Annotated in this window: 15 protein-coding genes and 1 pseudogene; 7 read left to right on the plus strand and 9 right to left on the minus strand. The window is 64.9% G+C overall.

Annotated elements, in window-relative coordinates; translation table 11 throughout:
* From M1E07_RS18595 to M1E07_RS18610, 4 genes and pseudogenes are all read left to right on the plus strand, one after another.
* Nucleotides 1-861, plus strand: coding sequence for a sugar phosphate isomerase/epimerase family protein (locus M1E07_RS18595; RefSeq protein WP_461188096.1), 861 nt, complete (start codon nt 1-3; stop codon nt 859-861).
* Nucleotides 862-874: 13 nt separating this feature from the next.
* A pseudogene (locus M1E07_RS18600) lies at nt 875-1,120 on the plus strand (D-amino-acid oxidase); the annotation flags it as partial.
* A gap of 232 nt (nt 1,121-1,352) precedes the next feature.
* Entirely contained in the window at nt 1,353-4,889 is a 3,537-nt protein-coding gene (locus M1E07_RS18605) for a DEAD/DEAH box helicase (RefSeq protein ID WP_461188097.1), read from the plus strand.
* Between the two features lie 174 nt (nt 4,890-5,063).
* Entirely contained in the window at nt 5,064-6,080 is a 1,017-nt protein-coding gene (locus tag M1E07_RS18610; RefSeq protein ID WP_461188098.1) for a family 43 glycosylhydrolase, read from the plus strand.
* A gap of 130 nt (nt 6,081-6,210) precedes the next feature.
* On the opposite strand, the gene M1E07_RS18615 is transcribed toward M1E07_RS18610, so the two are convergent.
* The 6 genes from M1E07_RS18615 to glnT form a co-directional block, all read right to left on the minus strand.
* Entirely contained in the window at nt 6,211-7,500 is a 1,290-nt protein-coding gene (locus tag M1E07_RS18615) for an ammonium transporter (protein ID WP_461188099.1), read from the minus strand.
* 281 nt (nt 7,501-7,781) lie between these two features.
* On the minus strand, nt 7,782-8,387 hold the full coding sequence (locus M1E07_RS18620) for a helix-turn-helix domain-containing protein (protein WP_461188100.1): 606 nt from the start codon (nt 8,385-8,387) through the stop codon (nt 7,782-7,784).
* 95 nt (nt 8,388-8,482) lie between these two features.
* Nucleotides 8,483-9,844 (minus strand): FMN-binding glutamate synthase family protein, encoded by a 1,362-nt coding sequence (locus tag M1E07_RS18625; protein ID WP_461188101.1) that lies wholly within the window; start codon nt 9,842-9,844, stop codon nt 8,483-8,485.
* A 9-nt stretch (nt 9,845-9,853) separates the two neighbouring features.
* Nucleotides 9,854-10,594, minus strand: a complete 741-nt coding sequence (locus tag M1E07_RS18630; RefSeq protein WP_461188102.1) for a GltB/FmdC/FwdC-like GXGXG domain-containing protein — start codon at nt 10,592-10,594, stop codon at nt 9,854-9,856.
* On the minus strand, nt 10,582-11,490 hold the full coding sequence (locus M1E07_RS18635) for a class II glutamine amidotransferase domain-containing protein (protein ID WP_461188103.1): 909 nt from the start codon (nt 11,488-11,490) through the stop codon (nt 10,582-10,584). The genes M1E07_RS18630 and M1E07_RS18635 overlap by 13 nt, the downstream gene beginning before the upstream one ends.
* Before the next feature lie 40 nt (nt 11,491-11,530).
* A complete protein-coding gene (gene glnT / locus M1E07_RS18640) occupies nt 11,531-12,925 on the minus strand; it encodes a type III glutamate--ammonia ligase (protein ID WP_461188104.1) in 1,395 nt (464 codons plus the stop codon).
* Between the two features lie 412 nt (nt 12,926-13,337).
* On the opposite strand from glnT, the gene M1E07_RS18645 reads away from it, so the two are divergent.
* Together M1E07_RS18645 and M1E07_RS18650 are read left to right on the plus strand one after the other, a co-directional pair.
* The gene (locus M1E07_RS18645) at nt 13,338-14,408 is read left to right on the plus strand and encodes a Gfo/Idh/MocA family protein (RefSeq protein ID WP_461190438.1); all 1,071 of its coding nucleotides are present in this window, start codon (nt 13,338-13,340) and stop codon (nt 14,406-14,408) included.
* Nucleotides 14,408-15,157, plus strand: coding sequence for a ThuA domain-containing protein (locus tag M1E07_RS18650; protein ID WP_461188105.1), 750 nt, complete (start codon nt 14,408-14,410; stop codon nt 15,155-15,157). The genes M1E07_RS18645 and M1E07_RS18650 overlap by 1 nt, the downstream gene beginning before the upstream one ends.
* Nucleotides 15,158-15,206: 49 nt before the next feature.
* Here the strand turns inward: M1E07_RS18650 and gdhA are convergent, their stop codons facing one another.
* Nucleotides 15,207-16,544: an NADP-specific glutamate dehydrogenase gene (gene gdhA, locus M1E07_RS18655; protein WP_461188106.1), complete on the minus strand. Its 1,338-nt coding sequence runs from the start codon at nt 16,542-16,544 to the stop codon at nt 15,207-15,209.
* A gap of 197 nt (nt 16,545-16,741) precedes the next feature.
* On the opposite strand from gdhA, the gene M1E07_RS18660 reads away from it, so the two are divergent.
* Nucleotides 16,742-17,365: an AmiS/UreI family transporter gene (locus M1E07_RS18660; RefSeq protein ID WP_461188107.1), complete on the plus strand. Its 624-nt coding sequence runs from the start codon at nt 16,742-16,744 to the stop codon at nt 17,363-17,365.
* A gap of 17 nt (nt 17,366-17,382) precedes the next feature.
* Here the strand turns inward: M1E07_RS18660 and idi are convergent, their stop codons facing one another.
* Together idi and M1E07_RS18670 are read right to left on the minus strand one after the other, a co-directional pair.
* Nucleotides 17,383-17,907 carry an isopentenyl-diphosphate Delta-isomerase gene (gene idi / locus M1E07_RS18665; RefSeq protein WP_461188108.1) on the minus strand — a complete coding sequence of 175 codons (525 nt, stop codon included), beginning with the start codon at nt 17,905-17,907 and terminating at the stop codon, nt 17,383-17,385.
* Nucleotides 17,908-18,142: 235 nt separating this feature from the next.
* Nucleotides 18,143-18,997, minus strand: a complete 855-nt coding sequence (locus M1E07_RS18670) for a sugar phosphate isomerase/epimerase family protein (protein ID WP_461188109.1) — start codon at nt 18,995-18,997, stop codon at nt 18,143-18,145.
* Between the last annotated feature and the right edge of the window lie 219 nt (nt 18,998-19,216).

Below are 19,216 nucleotides of genomic sequence, written 5' to 3' on the forward strand. Positions count from 1 at the left end.
ATGGGCCACTTGGACGTGGACCAGATTTGCGGTTCCAATTTTGCCTACCAGCACCACACTCTTGAGCGCTGCCTTAACGACATGGTGGAACTGGGGCGCCGGAAGGTGGAGTTGTGGGGCATAGCGCCCCACCTGCACATCCCGGACGCAGACAAGCACCAAGTCAGGAATGTCCTGAAGCTGCTCCGTGAGCGTGAACTTTCTGTGGCATGCATAACGCCTGAGCAGGTTGCCTACCCCGTAAACATCGCATCGGCTGCGGACGGGTTGCGGGAGAGCAGTCTGCAGCTCTTCCTCCGCGCAGCTGAAATCAGCAGTGACCTGGAGTCCCCCCTGTTGTTCCTTACCTCCGGCCGCGGCTACGAGGATGAACCGTTGGAGCCAGCGTGGGAACGGAGCGTCCTCGCCCTGCAGGCAATCACTGAACGGGCCTCAAAACTGGGCGTTTCCTGCGTCCTGGAGCCGCTGCAGCGGGTGGAGTCGAACCTGGTCACCGACGTGTCGTCGCTGAAGCGCATGCTGGACGACGTCGGACACCGTGACCTCGGTGTTGTCATCGACACCGTTGCATTGGCAGTGGCAGGAGATACGATCAGCGATTACGGCAGGTCCTTTGGCGGGAAGGTGCGCCACGTACACCTGATAGACGGCTCCCCTGCCGGTCACCTGGCGTGGGGAGACGGCAATCTGGACCTGACAGCAATCCTGCGGGAATTAGGGCAGTTGGAGTACAAGGAATCATTCACCTTCGAACTTTTCGGCGACGGCTCGTACTCCCTCGATCCCCGGGCCGCCTTCCAGAAGTGCCTTAACGCATGGGGGGACAGCATTTCTCAGCCTTTGGACTTTTCCGCCAGTTGAACGCAATGCCACCGCTTCCAGGCTCATCGCAGGCAACCCGAGGCTCAAGCCGGCGTCATGGAAGATCGGCTACAAACCCATTCCGGGCGACGGCGAACCTGTCTTCGGTGAACTCGAAAAAGTCCCCGGCTGCTTTGTCGCCTTCACCCACTCGGGGACAACGCTCGGGCTGATCGCCGGCGAGCTCCTGGCCGGAGAAATCCTCACCGGATCCCGGCACCCGATGCTGGAGACTTTCCGGCCGGAGCGGTTCTCCTAGCATCCCGCAACCGCCACCTGCGTGAAGTTCGTGAAGAACTGGCCGTGGCGTGCTGCTGTTCCCTACCGCGGCGCGCCACGGCCTTTGCTGTTCCACTCTGTTGTTTGTCCGGCCATGACTTCCGCCCGCAAAGAAACGGCGGCACGCCCTCCCCCGCGGGCGAACTAAGATGGATCAGATAACCAACCACCGGCCCCGGCCCCGCCGTGGCCTGCTGAAAGTAGCGCGCACCATGCCATCCCAACCGGACGAGAGTGCGGCACTGGCAATACAGACCCCCGCCATCAACGACCGTTCCCTGGCGGCCGGGCTGGCTTATGCCATGGGAAGCCGCGTCTCGGGAATTTCGTTCGACGCCGCCACCGGACTCATGCTGGGCAAGGTCCGCGGCGGCGCGGACCTTCCGTATTCGACCACCGCCAAGCTGGTCCGCAAGGGTGGTGGCTGGAGCTGCACCGTAGGGGTGTGCAGCTGCCCGGTGCGGAAGGACTGCAAGCACGTGGCGGCGCTGCTCTTCGCGGCGGAGGACAACCCGGCCACCCGCGTGCAGCTCCTCTCACCGGCCACCGCCACTCAGGTCTCGCGCGAACCGTCCACCGCCGTTTCTGATTGGGAACGGGCCCTCAGCCCGCTGATCTCCCAGCCCGGCATTGCACCATCGACCAACGGCGTCCCCCTGGCGCTCCAGTTCGAGATTGAAGAGCCCGCCCCGCACTTCTCCTACACAGGCCGGCGGGACCCGCTGCGCAGTGTCCGCCAGCTCAAGGCCCGCCCGGTGATCATGGGCACGAAGGGCAAATGGATCCGCGGGGACGTCTCCTGGAACACTCTGAGCTACCTGAACTTCCGCCGTGAGTGCAACGAGTCGCACGTCGAGTGGATGCAGGAGTTCCTGGCAGCACACTCCGCCTCGGCCGCCCGGATGCAGAACTCATCAGGCCTCTGGCTGGGCCTGAACACCTACTCCGGGAAGAACCTCTGGAGCCTGCTGGCGGACGCCAAAAAGATCGGCCTGGCACTGGTCCACTCGCGCGGCACCGAACCGGTCCGGCTCGCGGATTCCCCCGCCGCCGTCGGCCTCAACCTCAGCCGTTACGGCTCGCCGCTTCCTGAACCTGCGGCTGCTGGGGACCCAGGCGGCACGGCGGCCACAGCCTCAGCGTCCGACGGCGGGCTGGAGCTTGCGCCCACCGTCACCGTCGAGGGGATTGAGGTTGATCCGGCCTCGGTTGGGACTATTGGCCGCCCGGCACATGGAATTTTTATCACGTCCGACGGCGGCGCCTTGCCGGGGGTGGGCGAGGCGCAGGCAGGCGACGCAGTCATTACGCTTGCGCCGCTGGAAGGCGGCCTGAGCGAGGAGCTGCTGGCATTTGTTACTGCCGGCAGCAACCTCCACATCCCTGCCAAGGACGAGTCGCGCTTCCTCACCGGCTTCTACCCCAAACTGAAGCAAACCGCCCGCGTTACTGCCCGCGACGAGTCTGTTGAGCTCCCCACCCTGGCCCTCCCCACGCTCTCGCTGCTGGCGAACTACGGTGCCGATCACAGGGTGCGGCTGCACTGGGAATGGCACTACAAAACGGGAAACCTGGTCACGGCCCAACCGCTGTGGCGGCACCCCGGCGACCACGGCTACCGTGATGACACCGCCGAGGCCCGCATCCTTGAAGGGATCGGCCAGCCGTGGGACGTGGTGCCCGCACTGGGTGAATCCGCCACCGGCGGCTGGGGCACTCCCCGGCTCGCGGCGTCCGTGGAGCTGAAGGGCCTGGACACGCTGGCGTTCACCGAGGAAGTACTGCCGCGCCTGCGCCAGGCTCCCGACGTCGACGTCGACACCGTGGGCGACATCGCCGACTACCGCGAGGCCGAGGAAGCGCCGGTGGTTTCCATCTCCACCAAAGCCACGGAGCAGCGGGACTGGTTCGACCTCGGCATCCAGATTTCCCTCGAGGGCCAGCCCGTTTCCTTCGCCGCGGTGTTCTCCGCGCTTGCTGCGGGCCAGACCAGGATGCTGCTGCCCAGCGGCGCTTACTTCTCGCTGGACCTCCCCGAACTGCACCAGTTGCGGGCGCTGATCGAGGAGGCCCGCTCCCTGCAGGACAATAAGGACGCGCCGCTGCAGATCAGCCGCTTCCAGGCCGGCCTGTGGGATGAGCTGGCCCAGCTGGGAATCGTGGACGAGCAGGCAGCGGCATGGCGCTCTGCGGTTGGCGGTCTGCTCGAGGGCGGCGTGGACGGCCTGCCGCTGCCCGCCACCCTGAACGCGGAGCTGCGCCCCTACCAGCTGGAGGGTTTCAACTGGCTCACCTTCCTGTACCGGCACAGCCTGGGCGGCATCCTCGCCGATGACATGGGCCTCGGCAAGACGGTGCAGGCACTCGCTTTGATGTGCGCGGCGAAGGAACTGGCACTTTCGGGTGCTGCAGGGTCGGCGTCAGTGCCGCCGTCGGGTGCAGCTTCAGCGGAGGGGTCCGGTGCTGCACCTCCCGCGACCGGTGTTACAGGTTCCGCGTCCGACGTCGGCGCTCCCTTTTTGGTGGTGGCACCCACCAGCGTCGTGGGCAACTGGGCCCTGGAAGCAGCGCGCTTCGCGCCCGGTTTGAAGATTCAGGCCATCAGCGAGACCTTCGCGAAGAGTGGGCAGGACGCGGCTGCGGCGCTGGCCCGTGCCGACATCGTGATCACCTCCTACGCCCTGTTCCGCATCGACTACGATGCGTACGCCTCACGCGAATGGTCCGGCCTGGTGCTGGACGAGGCCCAGTTCGTGAAGAACCACCAGTCCAAGGCGTACCAGTGCGCCCGCAAACTGCCGGCGGCCTTCAAGCTGGCCATCACGGGCACACCGCTGGAAAACAACCTCATGGAGTTCTGGGCGCTTACCTCCATCGTGGCGCCGGGGCTGTTCTCCAGTCCCAAGCGTTTCGCCGAGTACTACCAGAAGCCTGTGGAGAAGAACGGGGACAAGGGGCAGCTGGACAAGCTCCGCCGTCGGGTCCGTCCGCTGATGATGCGCCGCACCAAGGACCAGGTGATCAAGGACCTGCCGCCGAAGCAGGAGCAGATCCTGGAAGTGGTGCTGAACCCGCGCCACCAGAAGGTGTACCAGACGCACCTGCAGCGCGAACGGCAGAAGATCCTGGGGCTGATCGAGGACGTCAATAAGAACCGTTTCACCATCTTCCAGTCGCTGACCCTGCTGCGGCAGCTCAGCCTGGACGCCTCGCTCGTGGACCCGGCGCTGTCGTCGGTCCGGTCCAGCAAGCTGGACGTGCTGTTCGAGCAGCTTGAGGACCTGGTAGCGGAAGGTCACCGGGCCCTGATCTTCAGCCAGTTCACTGGCTTCCTCGGCAAGGTCCGGGAGCGGCTGGACGAGGAGAAGATCGAGTACTGCTACCTCGACGGCGGCACCCGCAACCGTGCCGACGTGGTCAGTGAGTTCAAAAACGGCAGTGCACCCGTATTCCTGATCTCGCTGAAGGCCGGCGGCTTTGGGCTGAACCTCACGGAGGCCGATTACGTGTTCCTGCTGGATCCCTGGTGGAACCCGGCATCTGAAGCGCAGGCGGTGGACCGAACCCACCGCATTGGACAGGAGCGGAACGTCATGGTCTATCGGCTTGTCGCCAAGGACACGATCGAAGAGAAGGTCATGGCGCTGAAGGCCCGCAAGTCACAGCTGTTCGCCGATGTGATGGAAGGCGACGCACTGGCGGGCGGCTCCATCACCGCCGAGGACCTGGCAGGGCTGTTCCAGGAGTAGGTCGGGACAGGGCACTTTCCGGTTTCGACGCACCAACGCAGTTTCGAGGCGCATATTCCCGGGCGCGGCCCGCATACGAGTAGCGCCCGGGAATATGCGCAGCGCAGAAGCCTTTGCGCATCGTCAATCCGCATATGCTGGTATCCACGACAAAACTACAACGTTGGAGAGACCGTGTCCCAGCAGCAGGCCCCCACGCCACCGGCCCATCCTCCCTTGCGCGCGGACGCCTTCAGCGCCCCCTACCGCGACCCGGTCTGGGACGGCCCCACCGACCCGGTCCTGGTTCCGGACCCCCTCACCGGCGAGTGGGTACTCTTCTATACCCAGCGCCGTGCCAAGGCGCCGGGCTTGACCGGCGTTGAGTGGGTGCACGGCACAGCGATCGGTGTCGCGAGGTCCTCCGACGGTGGAGTGAGCTGGAGTTACCAAGGCACTGTGGACGGACTGGTGCCCCCTGGAACGGACCTGCCGGCAACTCTGTGGGCTCCCGACGTCGTAAGAATCGGCGACCAGTGGATCATGTACCTGACGGTCCTGGGCGGGACGCGGACGGACTGGACCGGTAACGCATCCATCGTCCAACTCAGCAGCCGGGACCTGGTCACGTGGGAGTACCTCGGTGCCATCGACCTGGATTCGCCACGGGTCATCGACGCCGCCGTCGCACCGTGTGGGGACGGCCGCTACCGGCTTTGGTACAAGGACGAGGCCCGCGGCTCCAATACCTACAGCGCGGTGAGCGACACACCCCAGGACCCGTCGTCATGGATACGGGAAGGACTCACCATTCCCGGCCGTCCCCACGAAGGGCCCAAGGTCTTCCGGCTCGAGGGTACGTTCTGGATGATCGTTGACGAATGGCGGGGCCAGGCCGTCTACCGCTCGGACGATGCCGCCGGCAACTGGGTCCGGCAGGAACACCTGGGCGGGCTCATCCTGAGGCAACCGGAACAAGTGGACGGAAGGCCCGTCGCCGGACGCCACGCGGATGTGGTTCCCCTCGCAGCCCAGGAGAACGAAGCCCGGGAAGACGTCAAGGAACGTGCCCTGCTGGTCTACTTCACCCACCCGCACTGGGGCGGCGAAGACATCGGAACCATGGCACCCGACCCGAAAACCCATCTCAGCCACGTCAGGGCAGCGGTACTCGAAGTCCGCGACGGCAACCTGGTCTGCACCGAACAATAAACATTGAACAGGCGCGACAAAGGGCCAAACCTTGGAACTATAAGCCAGCTGCTGCTGGCACCGGTCCAAAGCTTGGCCCTCTGCCTGACTCGCGCTCCGGGCGCCTCTACCCGGACTTCTTTAGTACCCGCTAAGACCGCTGCGGCGAACCAAGGTCCACCGGATCTTCATCCGTGAGGTAGGCCAGTTCGGAGTGGGCGGCGAGGTCGATGCCCCGCATTTCGTCCTCCGGCTTGATGCGCAGGCCAACGGTCTTGTCCAGGATCTTCGCCAGGATCCAGGTGATGCCGAATGAGTAGGCCAGCACCGTGACGGTTGCGAGCGACTGGACACCCAGGAGTTCGACGCCGCCGCCATAGAACAAACCGTTGACGGCGTTGGGTGCAGCGTCGGTAGCGAACAGGCCGATCAGCAAGGTGCCGAGGATGCCGCCCACCAGGTGGACGCCTACGACGTCGAGGGAGTCGTCATAGCCCAGGCGGAACTTCAGCTCGATAGCCAGGGAGCAGACGGCGCCGGCGATGGCACCGATGGCCACCGCCCCAAGGGGACTGACAGCACCACAAGCGGGCGTGATGGCCACCAGTGCCGAGATCAGGCCCGACGCCGCGCCCATGCTGGAAGCTGCGCCGCGGCGCAGCCGCTCAACGAGCGCCCAAGCCAGGAGGCCAGCCGAAGCAGCCACGGCGGTGTTCAGGAAAACCACCGACGCCGACTGGCCGGCCGAAAGCGCGGAGCCGGCGTTGAAGCCGAACCAGCCCACCCACAGCAGCCCGGCGCCGATGAGCACCAGTGGCCGGCTGTGCGGCTTGGCATGCTCCACCTTCGGCCAGCCCGAGCTCTTGCCGAGGACCAGCGCGAGGGCCAGGGCGGCGGCACCGGCATTCATGTGAACCGCGGTACCGCCGGCGAAGTCGATTGCCTTGATGCCGCTTGCAATCCAGCCGCCGGTAACGCTGCCGTCGGGCGAGGAGAAAGCGAACACCCAGTGCGCGATGGGGAAGTAGACAATGGTGGCCCAGATGCCCGCGAACAGCATCCAGGCGCCGAACTTCATGCGTCCGGCCGCTGCTCCCGCAACCAGGGCTGTGGTGACGCAGGCGAAGAACAGCTGGAATGCGGCGAAGAGCACCACCGGGATGGAGGCGCCCTCATCGGCAGGGAGCAGCTGGCCCATGCCCGGGAACTCCGTGACGTCCCCGATAAGTCCCAGGCCGCCTACCGAATTTCCGAAGGCCATTGAGTATCCGAAGAGCGCCCACAGTACGGCCACCAGGCTGGCGCCGCCGAAGCACATCATCATCATGTTGAGAATGCGGCGCGACCCCACCATGCCCCCGTAAAACAGGGCCAGGGCGGGGATCATCATGCAGACCAGCGCCGAGCTGGCCAGAATCCAAGCGACATTTCCCGAATCCATGGGAAACCCCTTTCGTGATGCGAAGAGAGAACGGAAATCGCCTGTTGGAGCCACTCCGGAGGAGGGACGCGGAGTCAGTACCACGTTCATCGAAGGGCAGCTATTGCCGTCTGGTTCCCACTGTATGGCGGCAGTTTTGGGCTGGGTTTCCAGCGTGTTAAATGATCGTTTCAGTCATTCACCTGCGAGTTTCACCCGTCACGCTGATGGCTCGCAAAGGCAGAGGAACGGCGGCCGGGGCAAGGCGGCAAAGGCCCAGGACCCGGCAAATTCCGGCAGGGTTACTTGGCGGAGACGGCCAGGAACTTGATGGGCAACTCGAGCAGCTCCAGCGGGCCGTGCGGGCCTTCGCCGTCCAGCAGCAGTGAATCCCCCGGCTCCATGGCGTACTCGTAGGCGCCGTGGCCGTACACCATCTTCCCCGCGAGCATATAGATGAATTCCGTTCCCGGATGCTGGAACAGGGGGAAGACATCGGAGGCATCAGTAAGGGTCACCAAGGTAGGTTCGAGTGCGTCCGTCCTGCCCTTGAGCGTACCCAGGACCCGGTACTCGTGGCCGTGCTGGGTGCCGCTTCGGACGGTCAGGCTCCCTTGGCCGCTTTTGGTGAAAGTGGCGTCCCGGTCCGTGTCTGCGCCCCTGAACAATGCGGTGACAGGGATCGTCAGCCCGTCCGCCAGCCTTTGCAAAGTGGTCAGCGAACAGGAGGTGGTGGCCGTTTCAATCCTCGAAATCATCGCCTTGGACAGACCCGTTCGGGCCGCGAGCTCCGCGGAGGACAGGCTGCTGGCCATGCGGTAATGCCGGACCTGCCTGGCAATGACCTGTTCCAGTTTCCCCGGGACTGCTGCAGCGGCGTCGGTTCCGTCCGGGGCGTGATTGGTCATAGGAGCCATCATAGGAGTGAAAAGGGGGTTCAGTACGGCGCCCACCACCCGTAAGCGGAGGAATCAGTCCCGGGACGTCCTGTCGGGGTAAAGGCCTAACCCGCGCCGGGGATCCAACTGGTGCCGGCCAGCGGTACCCGGGCCATGGCGGAGGCTTCGATGGTCAGCGCCACGAGGTCCTCCGGTTCCAGGTTGCGCAGGTGCGATTTGCCGCAGGCCCGCGCGATGGTTTGGGCTTCCATCGTGAGGACACGGAGGTAGTTGGCCAGCCGCCTGCCTGCAGCTACCGGGTCCAGCCGCGAGGCGAGTTCCGGGTCCTGGGTGGTGATGCCGGCGGGGTCGCGGCCGTCCTGGAAGTCGTCGTAGAAGCCGGCGGCGGACCCAAGGGCAGAGTACTCCGCTGCGTAGCGGGGGTCGTTGTCCCCCAGGGCGATCAGCGCAGCGGTACCGATGGCCACCGCATCCGCGCCGAGGGCCATGGCCTTGGCAACGTCCGCTCCGGTGCGGATCCCGCCGGAGACGATGAGCTGGACCTTCCGGTGCACGCCCAGCTCCTGCAGCGCCTGGACGGCCTGCGGGATGGCTGCGAGGGTGGGGATGCCGACGTTTTCGATAAATACCTGCTGTGTGGCGGCGGTTCCGCCCTGCATGCCGTCCACCACCACCACGTCCGCGCCGGACTTCACCGCCAGAGCGGTGTCGTAATAAGGGCGGGAGGCGCCGATCTTGACGTAGATTGGCGTCTTCCAGTCGGTGATTTCGCGGAGTTCGCCGATCTTGATCTCCAGATCGTCCGGGCCGGTCCAGTCCGGGTGGCGGCTCGCGGAGCGCTGGTCGATGCCCACGGGGAGGGTGCGCATCCCGGCCACGCGTTCGGTGATTTTCTGGCCCAGGAGCATGCCACCGCCGCCGGGTTTGGCGCCCTGGCCCAGCACGATCTCGATGGCGTCAGCCTTGCGCAGGTCGTCCGGGTTCATGCCGTACCGGGACGGCAGGTACTGGTAGACGAGGTGCTTGGACTGGCCGCGCTCCTCCGGCGTCATGCCGCCGTCGCCCGTTGTGGTGGAGGTGCCCACCTCGCTGGCGCCGCGGCCGAGTGCTTCCTTGGCGTTGGCGGACAGGGCGCCGAAGCTCATCCCGGCGATGGTCACCGGGGTCTGCAGGTGCAGCGGGCGGGTGGCGTGGCGGTTGCCGAGGACGACGTCGGTATCGCACTTTTCGCGGTAGCCCTCCAGCGGGTAGCGGGACATGGAGGCGCCGAGGAAGAGCAGGTCGTCGAAGTGCGGGACTTTGCGTTTGGCGCCCCAGCCGCGGATGTCGTAGACGCCGGTGGCGGCGGCGCGCTGGATGTCCGCGATGGTGGCGCGGTCGAACGTGGCGGACTCGCGGAGGCCGAGTTCTGCAATGTCCTGCACGGGAATGTTCTGGGTGGCCAGCGGCACTGAGGTGATGGTCATGGGGGGCTCCTAGTACGACGTCGAGTTGTCGACGTGGAAGTGGTAGAGGTTCCGTGCTGAGCCGTAGCGCTTGAAGTCGGCCGGGTTGTCGGTCAGTCCGGCGGCGGCCAGCAGTTCCGCGAGTTCGGCAAGGTGCTCTTCGCGCAGCGGCTTCTCGATGCAGTCGGCGCCGAGCGAGGCCACGGTTCCTTTGACGTAGATCCTGGCCTCGTAGATGGAGTCACCGAGCGCGTCGCCGGCGTCGCCGCAGACCACCAGCCGGCCGGCCTGGGCCATAAAGGCCGACATGTGGCCGATGTTGCCGCCCACCACAATGTCCACGCCCTTCATGGAAATTCCGCAGCGTGCGCCGGCGTTGCCGTCGATGACAACAAGGCCGCCGTGGCCGGTCGCGGCCGCCGACTGCGAGGCATCACCCGTCACGTGGACCCTGCCGGACATGATGTTCTCCGCTAGCCCGACGCCGGCATTTCCGTTGATGGTCACGTCGCCCTTTTGGTGCATCCCGGCGGCGTAGTAGCCTGCATGGCCTTCGATGGTCACCTCAATGTCCGCGTTGATGCCGACCGCCAGGCTGTGCTTCCCGCCGGGATTGGTGACGGTCCAGGACTGCCCGTCTTCGGCGTCGTGGATGGCCTGGTTGAGTTCCCGGACCGTGCCGGCGGCGAGGTCCACCGTGGTTGTTTCCGCAGGGGCGCCTAGGGTGGGAGCGCCTAGGGTGGGGGCTTCGGGGGCTGTCAGAGTGACCATGTGTAGACCTTTCCGGGTTCCGGTTCGAAGATGCGGGCGTTGTTGATGCCTGGCAGGCCGGCCAGTGCACGGTATTCGGAAGCCATGGCCACGTAGTCGTCCGTTTCGGCGATGATGGCCGGTTTGCAGGCGATCGGGTCGCGTACCACGGCCATGCTGTCGGCGGTGGTAACCACCAGGGTGTAGAAACCGTCCAGGACCTTGCCCAGGTTCACCAGGGCTTCCTCGAGGGTGTCGCCCTGCTTCAGCCGGGAGGCGACGTAGCGGGCGCCCACCTCGGTGTCGTTCTCGGAGTCGAACACCACGCCTTCACGCAAGAGGCCCCGTCGCACGGTGGCGTGGTTGGAGAAGGAGCCGTTGTGGACCAGGCAGAGGTCGTCAGCCACAGAGAAGGGGTGCGAGCCGCCCGCCGTGACAGCGGATTCGGTAGCCATCCGCGTGTGGGACAGCCCCTGGCTGCCGGCCATGGCCTCCAGCCCATGCCCGGCAGCGATTTCCATCGGGTGGCCCACGCTCTTCATCACGGCAACGTGCCCGCCGCGTCCGATGATGGTGGCGTCCGGAACAGTCTCGCTGACGGCCTTCACCAGCAGGTCGGTCCCGACGGCGGCGCTCACCAGAGTGGTGTCACCCACCACCTGGACAGCTGCTGCCGCATCGGAGGGAAGCAGCCCGGCGACGCCTGCGGTGAGGGCCGCCGTCGTTAGTCCCTGGTCCTTGCCCAGCAAACTAAGGGTGGAAAATCCGTCCCTGACGAGGCCGGGGGTGTTGTAGACGGCGAGGCCGGCTGAGTCCGGTCCGCGGTCCACGATCTGGCAGAGCATCGAGGACAGCAGGCTGCCCATCCGGGAGTGCAGCGAGGGGTTGCGCAGCTGCAGCGCGGCGATTCCGCACATGATGGTCCTTTGCTTGGGTGGTGGTCAGATGATGGCCGGGCTAGATGGAAGTTAAGTACGTGCGGATTTCCCAGTCGCTGACCTGGTTGTGCCAGCTCAGGAACTCCTCTTCCTTGGCGTCCGCGTAGTAGCTGCCGATGGCCGGGTCGCCGCTGAGGCTGGCCAGGATGACGGGGTCTTTCCGCAGTGCCTCAACGGCATGGAGCAGGGTGGCCGGCAGGAAGTGCGCGTCGGGCTTGGACTCCCCCGGCCCGGACGGCTGGCCGGGGTCCAGGGACTTCTCCACACCGTCCAGCCCGGCAGCGATGGCAGTGGCAATGGCAAGGTACGGGTTCGCGGAGCCGTCGCCGGAGCGCAGCTCGATCCGCTTGTTGTCCGGCACCCGGATCATGTGGGTACGGTCGTTCCCGCCGAAGGATGCCTTCCGCGGCGACCAGGTGGCGCCGGAGGAGCTGGTGGTGGCGCCGGTCCTTTTGTAGGAGTTCACGGTGGGCGCGAGGAAGGCCTGCAGCGCGGGGGCGTGGTCCAGGATGCCGGCAATGAAGGAGTAGGCGAGGCCGGAAAGCCCAAGGCCGCCGCCGCCGTCGTCCGCTCCCTCGGCGGGGAACAACGCTTCGGCGCCCGACCAGAGGGAGAGGTGGAAGTGCAGGCCGGTGCCGGTGCGGTCGGTGAAGGGCTTGGGCATAAACGTGGCGGTCATGCCGCGCTGCCCGGCCAGGATGTTCAGGATGTAGCGGAGGGACACCACGCGGTCCGCCGTGGTGAGGGCATCCGCGTAGTTGAAGTTCTGCTCGAACTGGCCGGCGGCGTCCTCGTGGTCGTTGGCGTAGTTGCCCCAGCCCAGGCCGTTCATGGCATCGGAGATGGAGGTGAGGTGGTCGTACATCCGGGTGACCCCGCGGGCGTCGTAGCAGGGGCGGGGCGAATCGTCCCGATCGTCGGCGGTACTCAGCGTCCCATCGTCGTTCTTTTTCACCAGGAAGTATTCGACCTCGGCGCCCACCTTGGCCTGCATCCCCTGCCCGGCAAGGCGTGCGAGCGCGTTCTTCAGTATCACGCGCGGGGCGTAGGGCCACGGCCGGCCGTCCACGTGCGGGTCACAGTGGATGATGGCCAGGCCCTCTTTGATGAAGGGAACCGGGGTGAAGGACGCGAGATCCGGAACGGCTATCAGGTCTGAGTCCTGCGGCTTCTGTCCCATCAGGCCAGCGGCATAACCGGCGAAGCCCATGGCACCGCTTTCCAGCTCGTCCGCGGCTTCCACCGGAACCAGCTTGGCGCACGGCTTGCCGGTCATATCCACGAAAGTGGCAAGCAGGAAGCGGACATCATGGGCACGGGCGATGTCCCGCAGGCAGATTGTGGGGGCCTCGGATACGGCTTGTTCTTCGGTAAAGGGCAGTGGGGTTACAGCAGGGGTTGCGACACTCGTCATCGAAACATTCCTGTCGGGATTGTGTTAGCTACTAGTAAACCGTGTTGCATCACAGTATCCAAGTCGACATTTCACGCGTTGCGCGGATCTGTTAAATCCTTGTTTCGGCGAGCGTCGGAATCTTCTACCGGCATGCGCCGATGCTCGCTTCTGGCAGCCAACCCGGCCATGGAGATGTCCCCGACAGCCCAGTGCGCGGCTGCCCGGCGTGTGCCTTCGCGGCCTCATCGAGGGCGGTTATGCTGGGAAAACCCGCAGCAGCACGGCGAATCGATTCCAAGAGCAACCCCGTCCCAGCCGTTAACCGCCCAAGGAAAAGGAAGCATCCGTGAAGAACGAGCAGTCGTCCGGCCAGCAGTCCCCTGCCCCTCTAAGAGCGCCGGCAGAAGAACCCCAGGAAGGTGCCCAAGAACTGCGGGTGGGCGTCGTCGGCATTGGCTGGGCGGGACAGCAGCACCTCAAGGCCTACGCTTCCCTGGAAGGCGTCCGCATCGTGTCGCTGGCAGGGATGGAGGAGGAACTGCGCGCCTCACTGCAGACCGAATACGCAATTCCCAGTGCCTTCGCGGAGTGGGAAGAGATGCTGGAGCGCGGGGGCCTGGACGCGATCAGCGTAGCGGTGCCCACGTTCCTGCACGCACCCATCGCCGTCGCCGCCCTTGAGCGCGGAATACACGTGCTGAGCGAGAAGCCGATCGCACGCAACGCGGTCGAAGGCCAGGCCATGGTTGATGCGGCGCGCAAGGCGGGGCGCGTCCTGGACGTCGCCTTCAACCACCGGCGGCGCGGCGATATCCAGGCCCTTAAAGGTGTCATTGACGACGGCGGGCTGGGGCGGCCGTATTACGCCAAGGCATCGTGGCTGCGCCGTTCCGGAATCCCTACCCTGGGCAGCTGGTTCACCAACCCCGAACTGGCAGGCGGCGGACCACTGGCCGATATCGGCGTGCACGCGCTTGATTACGCCCTGCACCTTCTTGGCGAACCAAAGGTGGTGGCAGTCTCCGCTGCCACCCATTCAGAGCTGGGCCCGCAGGGGCGCGGCGGCGGAAGCGCCTATTCCGCTTTGGCCTCCAGCCATACCTTCGAGGTGGAAGACTTCGCGTCCGCATTCCTCCGCCTTGAGGGCGGCGGGACACTGCTCATCGAAGCGAGTTGGGCCACGTACCGGGAAACGGACGACCTGCTGGACTTCACCGTCTACGGGACCGACGGCGGCGCCGAGCTCAAGGTGCAGGGGGCACCTTTCCCACCCGTCGGCCAGCTTCGGGTGTTCACGGAAAAGGACGGTGAAAGCGCAGATTACGTACCGCCCGTTCTGCCGGGGCGCGCCCATGATGGAGTTGTGGAAGATTTCGTCACGGCAGTGCGTGGCGGAGCGGCGGTCTGGGGCGAGCACGACGGGTCCCAGGCACTCTACCGGGCACAGATCATTGATGCGTGCTATCAGTCGGCGCAGGAGCAAAAGGAGGTTCGTCTCTGATGAACGGCAAACTGAGGATCCGGGTCTGGAACGAGGGCGTCCACGAGGCCATCAACGAGCCGTCCCACATCGGGGAGATCTACCCTGACGGCATCCACGGTGCCATCGCAAACGGGCTGCGCTCCTACTACCCGGAGGCTGAAATCACGACGGCGGTCCTGGCTACCGACGATGAGCACGGCCTGGACGAGGAGGTGCTCGCAGAGACGGACGTCCTGCTTTGGTGGGGACACATGGCCCATCACGAGGTGAGCGACGCCGTCGTCGACCGCGTCCACCGCCACGTCCTGGGCGGGATGGGGCTGATCGTCCTCCACTCGGGGCACTTCGCCAAGGTCTTCACCAGGCTGCTGGGCACCAGCTGCTCGCTGGCATGGCGGAACGACGGCGAGCGCGAACTCGTGTGGACCGTGAAGCCGTCCCACCCCATCGCGGAGGGCGTGGACAGCCCCATCGTTATCCCCGAGCAGGAGATGTACGGCGAGCTGTTCGACATCCCGGACCCGGACGACCTGATCTTCATCAGCTCCTTTGCCGGCGGCGAGGTGTTCCGTTCCGGTGTCACCTTCACCCGGGGCAAGGGGCGCATCTTCTACTTCAGCCCCGGTGACCAGGAGTACCCGGTGTACCACCACCCGCAGATCCAGCGGGTCCTGGCCAATGGTGTGCGCTGGGCAGCCCAGCCGGAGCTGGAGCGTTCCGTGCCGGCAGTGACCAACCCTGCCCGCGGCTGGTTCGAGGAAGCCTAGCTTCCTATTGCCCCGCGGACCGTCAAAACTTTTGCCGCGATTTCTGGACTTAGATCAGCCCCTGCGCCAGCATGGCGTCTGCCACCTTCACAAACCCGCCGATGTTCGCGCCCAGAACATAGTTGCCCGGCTCCCCGTACTCCTCCGCCGTGGACGCGCATCGATCGTGAATCCCGACCATAATCTCCGTTAGCCGCTCTTCCGTATGTTCGAAGGACCAGGAATCGCGGCTCGCGTTCTGCTGCATCTCAAGGGCCGACGTCGCCACCCCGCCTGCATTGGCAGCCTTGCCCGGGCCGAACAGCACACCGGCTTCCTGGAACACGGCGACGGCTTCGCGGGTCGACGGCATATTGGCACCCTCGCCCACGGCGAGGAGCCCATTCCGCACCAGACGGGCGGCAGCATCGCCGTCGAGCTCGTTCTGCGTGGCGCACGGCAGCGCTACGCTCGCATCCACGTCCCACACAGAGCCGTCGCCCACATAGGAGACGCCGGAACGCCGCAGCGCGTAGTCCTTCAGGCGACCGCGTTCCACTTCCTTAATTTCGCGGAGAAGCCCGACGTCGATTCCCGCCTCATCCACGATGTAGCCGGACGAGTCGGAGCAGGCCACCACGGTGGCGCCGAGGGCCTGCGCCTTGGCGATGGCGTTGATGGCCACGTTGCCGGAGCCCGAGACCACTACGCGCTGGCCGGCAAAGGACGCGCCACGGGCCTTGAGCATCTCCTCCGTGAAAATCACGGCCCCGAACCCAGTTGCCTCCGGACGCACGAGGGATCCACCCCAGGAGATGCCCTTGCCGGTGAGCACACCGGATTCGTAGCGGTTGGTGATGCGTTTGTACTGGCCGAACAGGTAGCCGATTTCGCGCCCGCCCACTCCGATATCACCGGCCGGGACGTCGGTGTATTCACCGATGTGGCGGTAAAGCTCGGTCATAAAGGACTGGCAGAACCTCATGACTTCGGCATCGGTGCGGCCGCGGGGATCAAAGTCGGAACCGCCCTTTCCGCCGCCGATAGGCATGCCGGTGAGGGCGTTCTTGAAGATCTGCTCGAAACCGAGGAACTTCACGATGCCAAGGTTGACCGACGGATGGAACCTGAGGCCGCCCTTGTAGGGGCCCAGCGCGGAGTTATATTCCACGCGAAAGCCGCGGTTAATCTGCACGCGGCCGTGGTCGTCGGCCCACGGAACGCGGAAGATGATCTGGCGTTCGGGTTCACAAAGCCGTTCCAGGATGGCGGCTTCGAGGAATTCGGGGTGCCTGTCATGAACGGGACCAAGGCTTTCAAATACTTCAGCCACCGCCTGGTGGAATTCCGCTTCGCCCGGATTCCTGGCCAGGACAGTATCCCTGATGGCCTCAAGCCGTGCATCCATGAAAATCCCCTTGCCTCTGCTTACGAGGGGCGTGCCATAGAAGGCCCGCACCAAAACTTGATCCTTCAACTTTACTCGATTGCGACCAAGGCCTGGTTTGCCGCGGAGTCGCAATCCCTTATCCTCCGTATTGTGACATTCACATTCCGTATTACGAAACTTTGGCCCCTCATGGCCCGCCTCCGGCCAGCAATCTGATGGGCCATGCCTGTCTCCTCCTCTCCGGCGCTGCGCTCCTCCTGAACGGGCTCGCCACGCTTGGGTTCCTGCCCCGGCGGGACGCGGCCGTGTTCAGCCTGGTCATCGGAAGCCTCCAGTTGATGCTCGGCGTTGCATATTTGTCATCAGGTGAGAGTGCGTCCCTGCTAACGGCCGCCGGCATATTCCTCTTCGGCACCACCTACGCCTACTCCGGCCTCGACATCCTTCTGGACCTGGGATCAAAGGGGCTGGGATGGTTCTGCGGCATGGTGGCATTGATTGGCCTGCTACTGGCTGCCACCTGGCTTGCAACAGATCCATTGCTGGCTGTCCTGTGGCTGTGCTGGTCGGCTTTGTGGACCCTGCTTTTCGTCGCTATGGCCCTGGCAGTGGAAGGCCTGGATCCGTTCATAGGCTGGGCCCTCGTACTGACCAGTCAAGTGACGGCCACCATTCCGGCCTTCCTGGGGCTTGCGGGCACGTGGCCGCGGAACCCGGTGGTTGCCGCCGCCGCGGCAGTGCTACTGACGGGGCTGTTGCTTGCTGCCGGCATACTTGCCCGGCGTACGCGGCCCCAGCGCACACAGGCACAGGCCGCGCGGCTGATTTCCAGCTCCTAACGCAGGCAGGAGCGCCTTTATTGGCTCGTGCCCAGCTCTTTGAGTTGCAGGACGAGCCATGGACTGAAGGCCCACGGCGCGGCCTCTGCGGCGGCCGACAGGTTGGACATGGGAACCCATTGGTACTCGCATACCTCTGACTGCCGGGGCGCTACGGGATCATCAGTCATGGCTGTAAACACAGGGCACAGCTCATTTTCGACTATGCCATTCGAGTCGACGGCCCTATACCTGAAATGCGGCAGGCGCTGCTCCACGTTGAAGACCTCGATTCCGAGTTCCCACTGGGCTCTTCGCCGGATCGCGTCAATCATGTTTTCGCCTGGGCCGGGATGTCCGCAGAAGGAGTTGGTCCACACTCCGGGCCAGGCAGCTTTGACGAGGGCGCGCCGGGTGACAAGCAATCGCCCCGTCCGATCAAAGACATAGCAGGAGAAGGCCAGATGAAGCGGCGTGTGGTGGTCATGAATGTCCTGCTTGGGCGCTGTCCCACAGGGCTGGCCACTTGCGTCCAGGAGGACCACTAGCTCTTGATCTGTCATACCCACCTCACAAAAAGAATTCCTTCCCGGCTGGGCCCCCAAGCTTGAGCACGACGAAGCTGATAACTGCAACTATCCCCGCTTTGCGTGCAAATTGGGGGTTCCGGACGACTTCCCGGCCGTGCCGCTGAGGGAATTCAGGGACTGCAGCAGGTGACGAATCCGGGACGGCGAAAGCCGGGCCTGCGCTGCTAGATGGCAGAGAAGCCCGGCTTTCGAAGGTGAACGGATCCCGCTAGAAGCGGAGCGACCGAAGGTAGTTGTAGCCCACTTCGGCCGTCTGCAGCGGCGTGACGTCCGGCTGGTCGTTCTCGACGATGAATTCCTTCGGCGTATGCGCCTGGAAGATGCGTGCGAAGTCAATTTTTCCGGTTCCGAGGTCAGCAAAACCACCAGCGGTGTCGCGGTCCTTCACGTGGTACTGCAAAACCTTCTGCGGAGCCTCGAGGATAGTGTCGATGGCGAATTGGATGGGATCGCCGGCACCAACGCCCACGCCGGCGGTCACAGCCCAGTAGAGGTCCACCTCGAGGTGAACCAATTTCGGGTCGAGGCGTTCGGTGAAGATGTCCCACGGGGTCTTGCCGTAGCCGACGTCGGTGGTGAACTCGTGGGCGTGGTTGTGGTAGCCGTACTTGAGGCCGGCCTGGCGGGCAACAGCGGCCTCCGCGTTCATCTGGTCAGCCCAGCGGCGCCAGTCGTCTCCAGAGCTGGACACCAGATATGGCACGTTGATGTAGGTCTGGCCGAGAGTTACAGCGTTGGCGATCTTCGTTTCCAACGCTGCCGGCGTGGCGCTGATCCCGTCGTGGCTCGAGGACGGGGTGATGCCCAGTGAATCAAGCGTCGAGCGCATCGCCTCAGCGGTGCGGCCGTACAAGCCGGCGAGCTCAACCTTGGTGAAGCCATAGTTGGCGAGGCTCGCCAGCGTGGCGTCCACTCCCTCGCCCCGCATGATTGAACGCAACGTGTACAGCTGGATGCTGATGAGTCCCGGGGGAACCGGCCGGACTGCAGCCTTGGCAGCCGGAGCGGCGATCGCAGCGGTCCCTCCGATACCGGCGAGGCCGACACCCACGCCTGCCGCCATAACTCCCCTCAGGAAGTTGCGCCGATCGACCCCCTTTTCTTCCAGTGAGCGAAGAAGGGCGCCTGGGGCATTGAATCCGAAGCACATATGTTTGCCTTTCCTGGCAGTGAATGCATTCCTCCACCGGCCTTGGTGAGCGGAAGCATGCGAGGCTGCAAAGCAGCGGTTTGTCTAAGGGGCTCGCGAAAGAGACGGACCGTAGCCGAGCGGCTACGCCAC

The organism is Arthrobacter sp. Z4-13 (assembly GCF_054792705.1).

Bases quoted from the DNA above. Each gene is read 5' to 3' on its own strand.
- M1E07_RS18660 (WP_461188107.1), top strand. From the start codon at position 16,742: ATGGGCCATGCCTGTCTCCTCCTCTCCGGCGCTGCGCTCCTCCTGAAC.
- M1E07_RS18605 (WP_461188097.1), top strand. From the start codon at position 1,353: ATGCCATCCCAACCGGACGAGAGTGCGGCACTGGCAATACAGACCCCC.
- M1E07_RS18615 (WP_461188099.1), bottom strand. From the start codon at position 7,500: ATGGATTCGGGAAATGTCGCTTGGATTCTGGCCAGCTCGGCGCTGGTC.
- M1E07_RS18630 (WP_461188102.1), bottom strand. From the start codon at position 10,594: ATGGTCACTCTGACAGCCCCCGAAGCCCCCACCCTAGGCGCTCCCACC.
- M1E07_RS18595 (WP_461188096.1), top strand. From the start codon at position 1: ATGGGCCACTTGGACGTGGACCAGATTTGCGGTTCCAATTTTGCCTAC.
- idi (WP_461188108.1), bottom strand. From the start codon at position 17,907: ATGACAGATCAAGAGCTAGTGGTCCTCCTGGACGCAAGTGGCCAGCCC.
- M1E07_RS18670 (WP_461188109.1), bottom strand. From the start codon at position 18,997: ATGGCGGCAGGCGTGGGTGTCGGCCTCGCCGGTATCGGAGGGACCGCT.
- M1E07_RS18650 (WP_461188105.1), top strand. From the start codon at position 14,408: ATGAACGGCAAACTGAGGATCCGGGTCTGGAACGAGGGCGTCCACGAG.
- gdhA (WP_461188106.1), bottom strand. From the start codon at position 16,544: ATGGATGCACGGCTTGAGGCCATCAGGGATACTGTCCTGGCCAGGAAT.
- glnT (WP_461188104.1), bottom strand. From the start codon at position 12,925: ATGACGAGTGTCGCAACCCCTGCTGTAACCCCACTGCCCTTTACCGAA.
- M1E07_RS18620 (WP_461188100.1), bottom strand. From the start codon at position 8,387: ATGACCAATCACGCCCCGGACGGAACCGACGCCGCTGCAGCAGTCCCG.
- M1E07_RS18635 (WP_461188103.1), bottom strand. From the start codon at position 11,490: ATGTGCGGAATCGCCGCGCTGCAGCTGCGCAACCCCTCGCTGCACTCC.
- M1E07_RS18625 (WP_461188101.1), bottom strand. From the start codon at position 9,844: ATGACCATCACCTCAGTGCCGCTGGCCACCCAGAACATTCCCGTGCAG.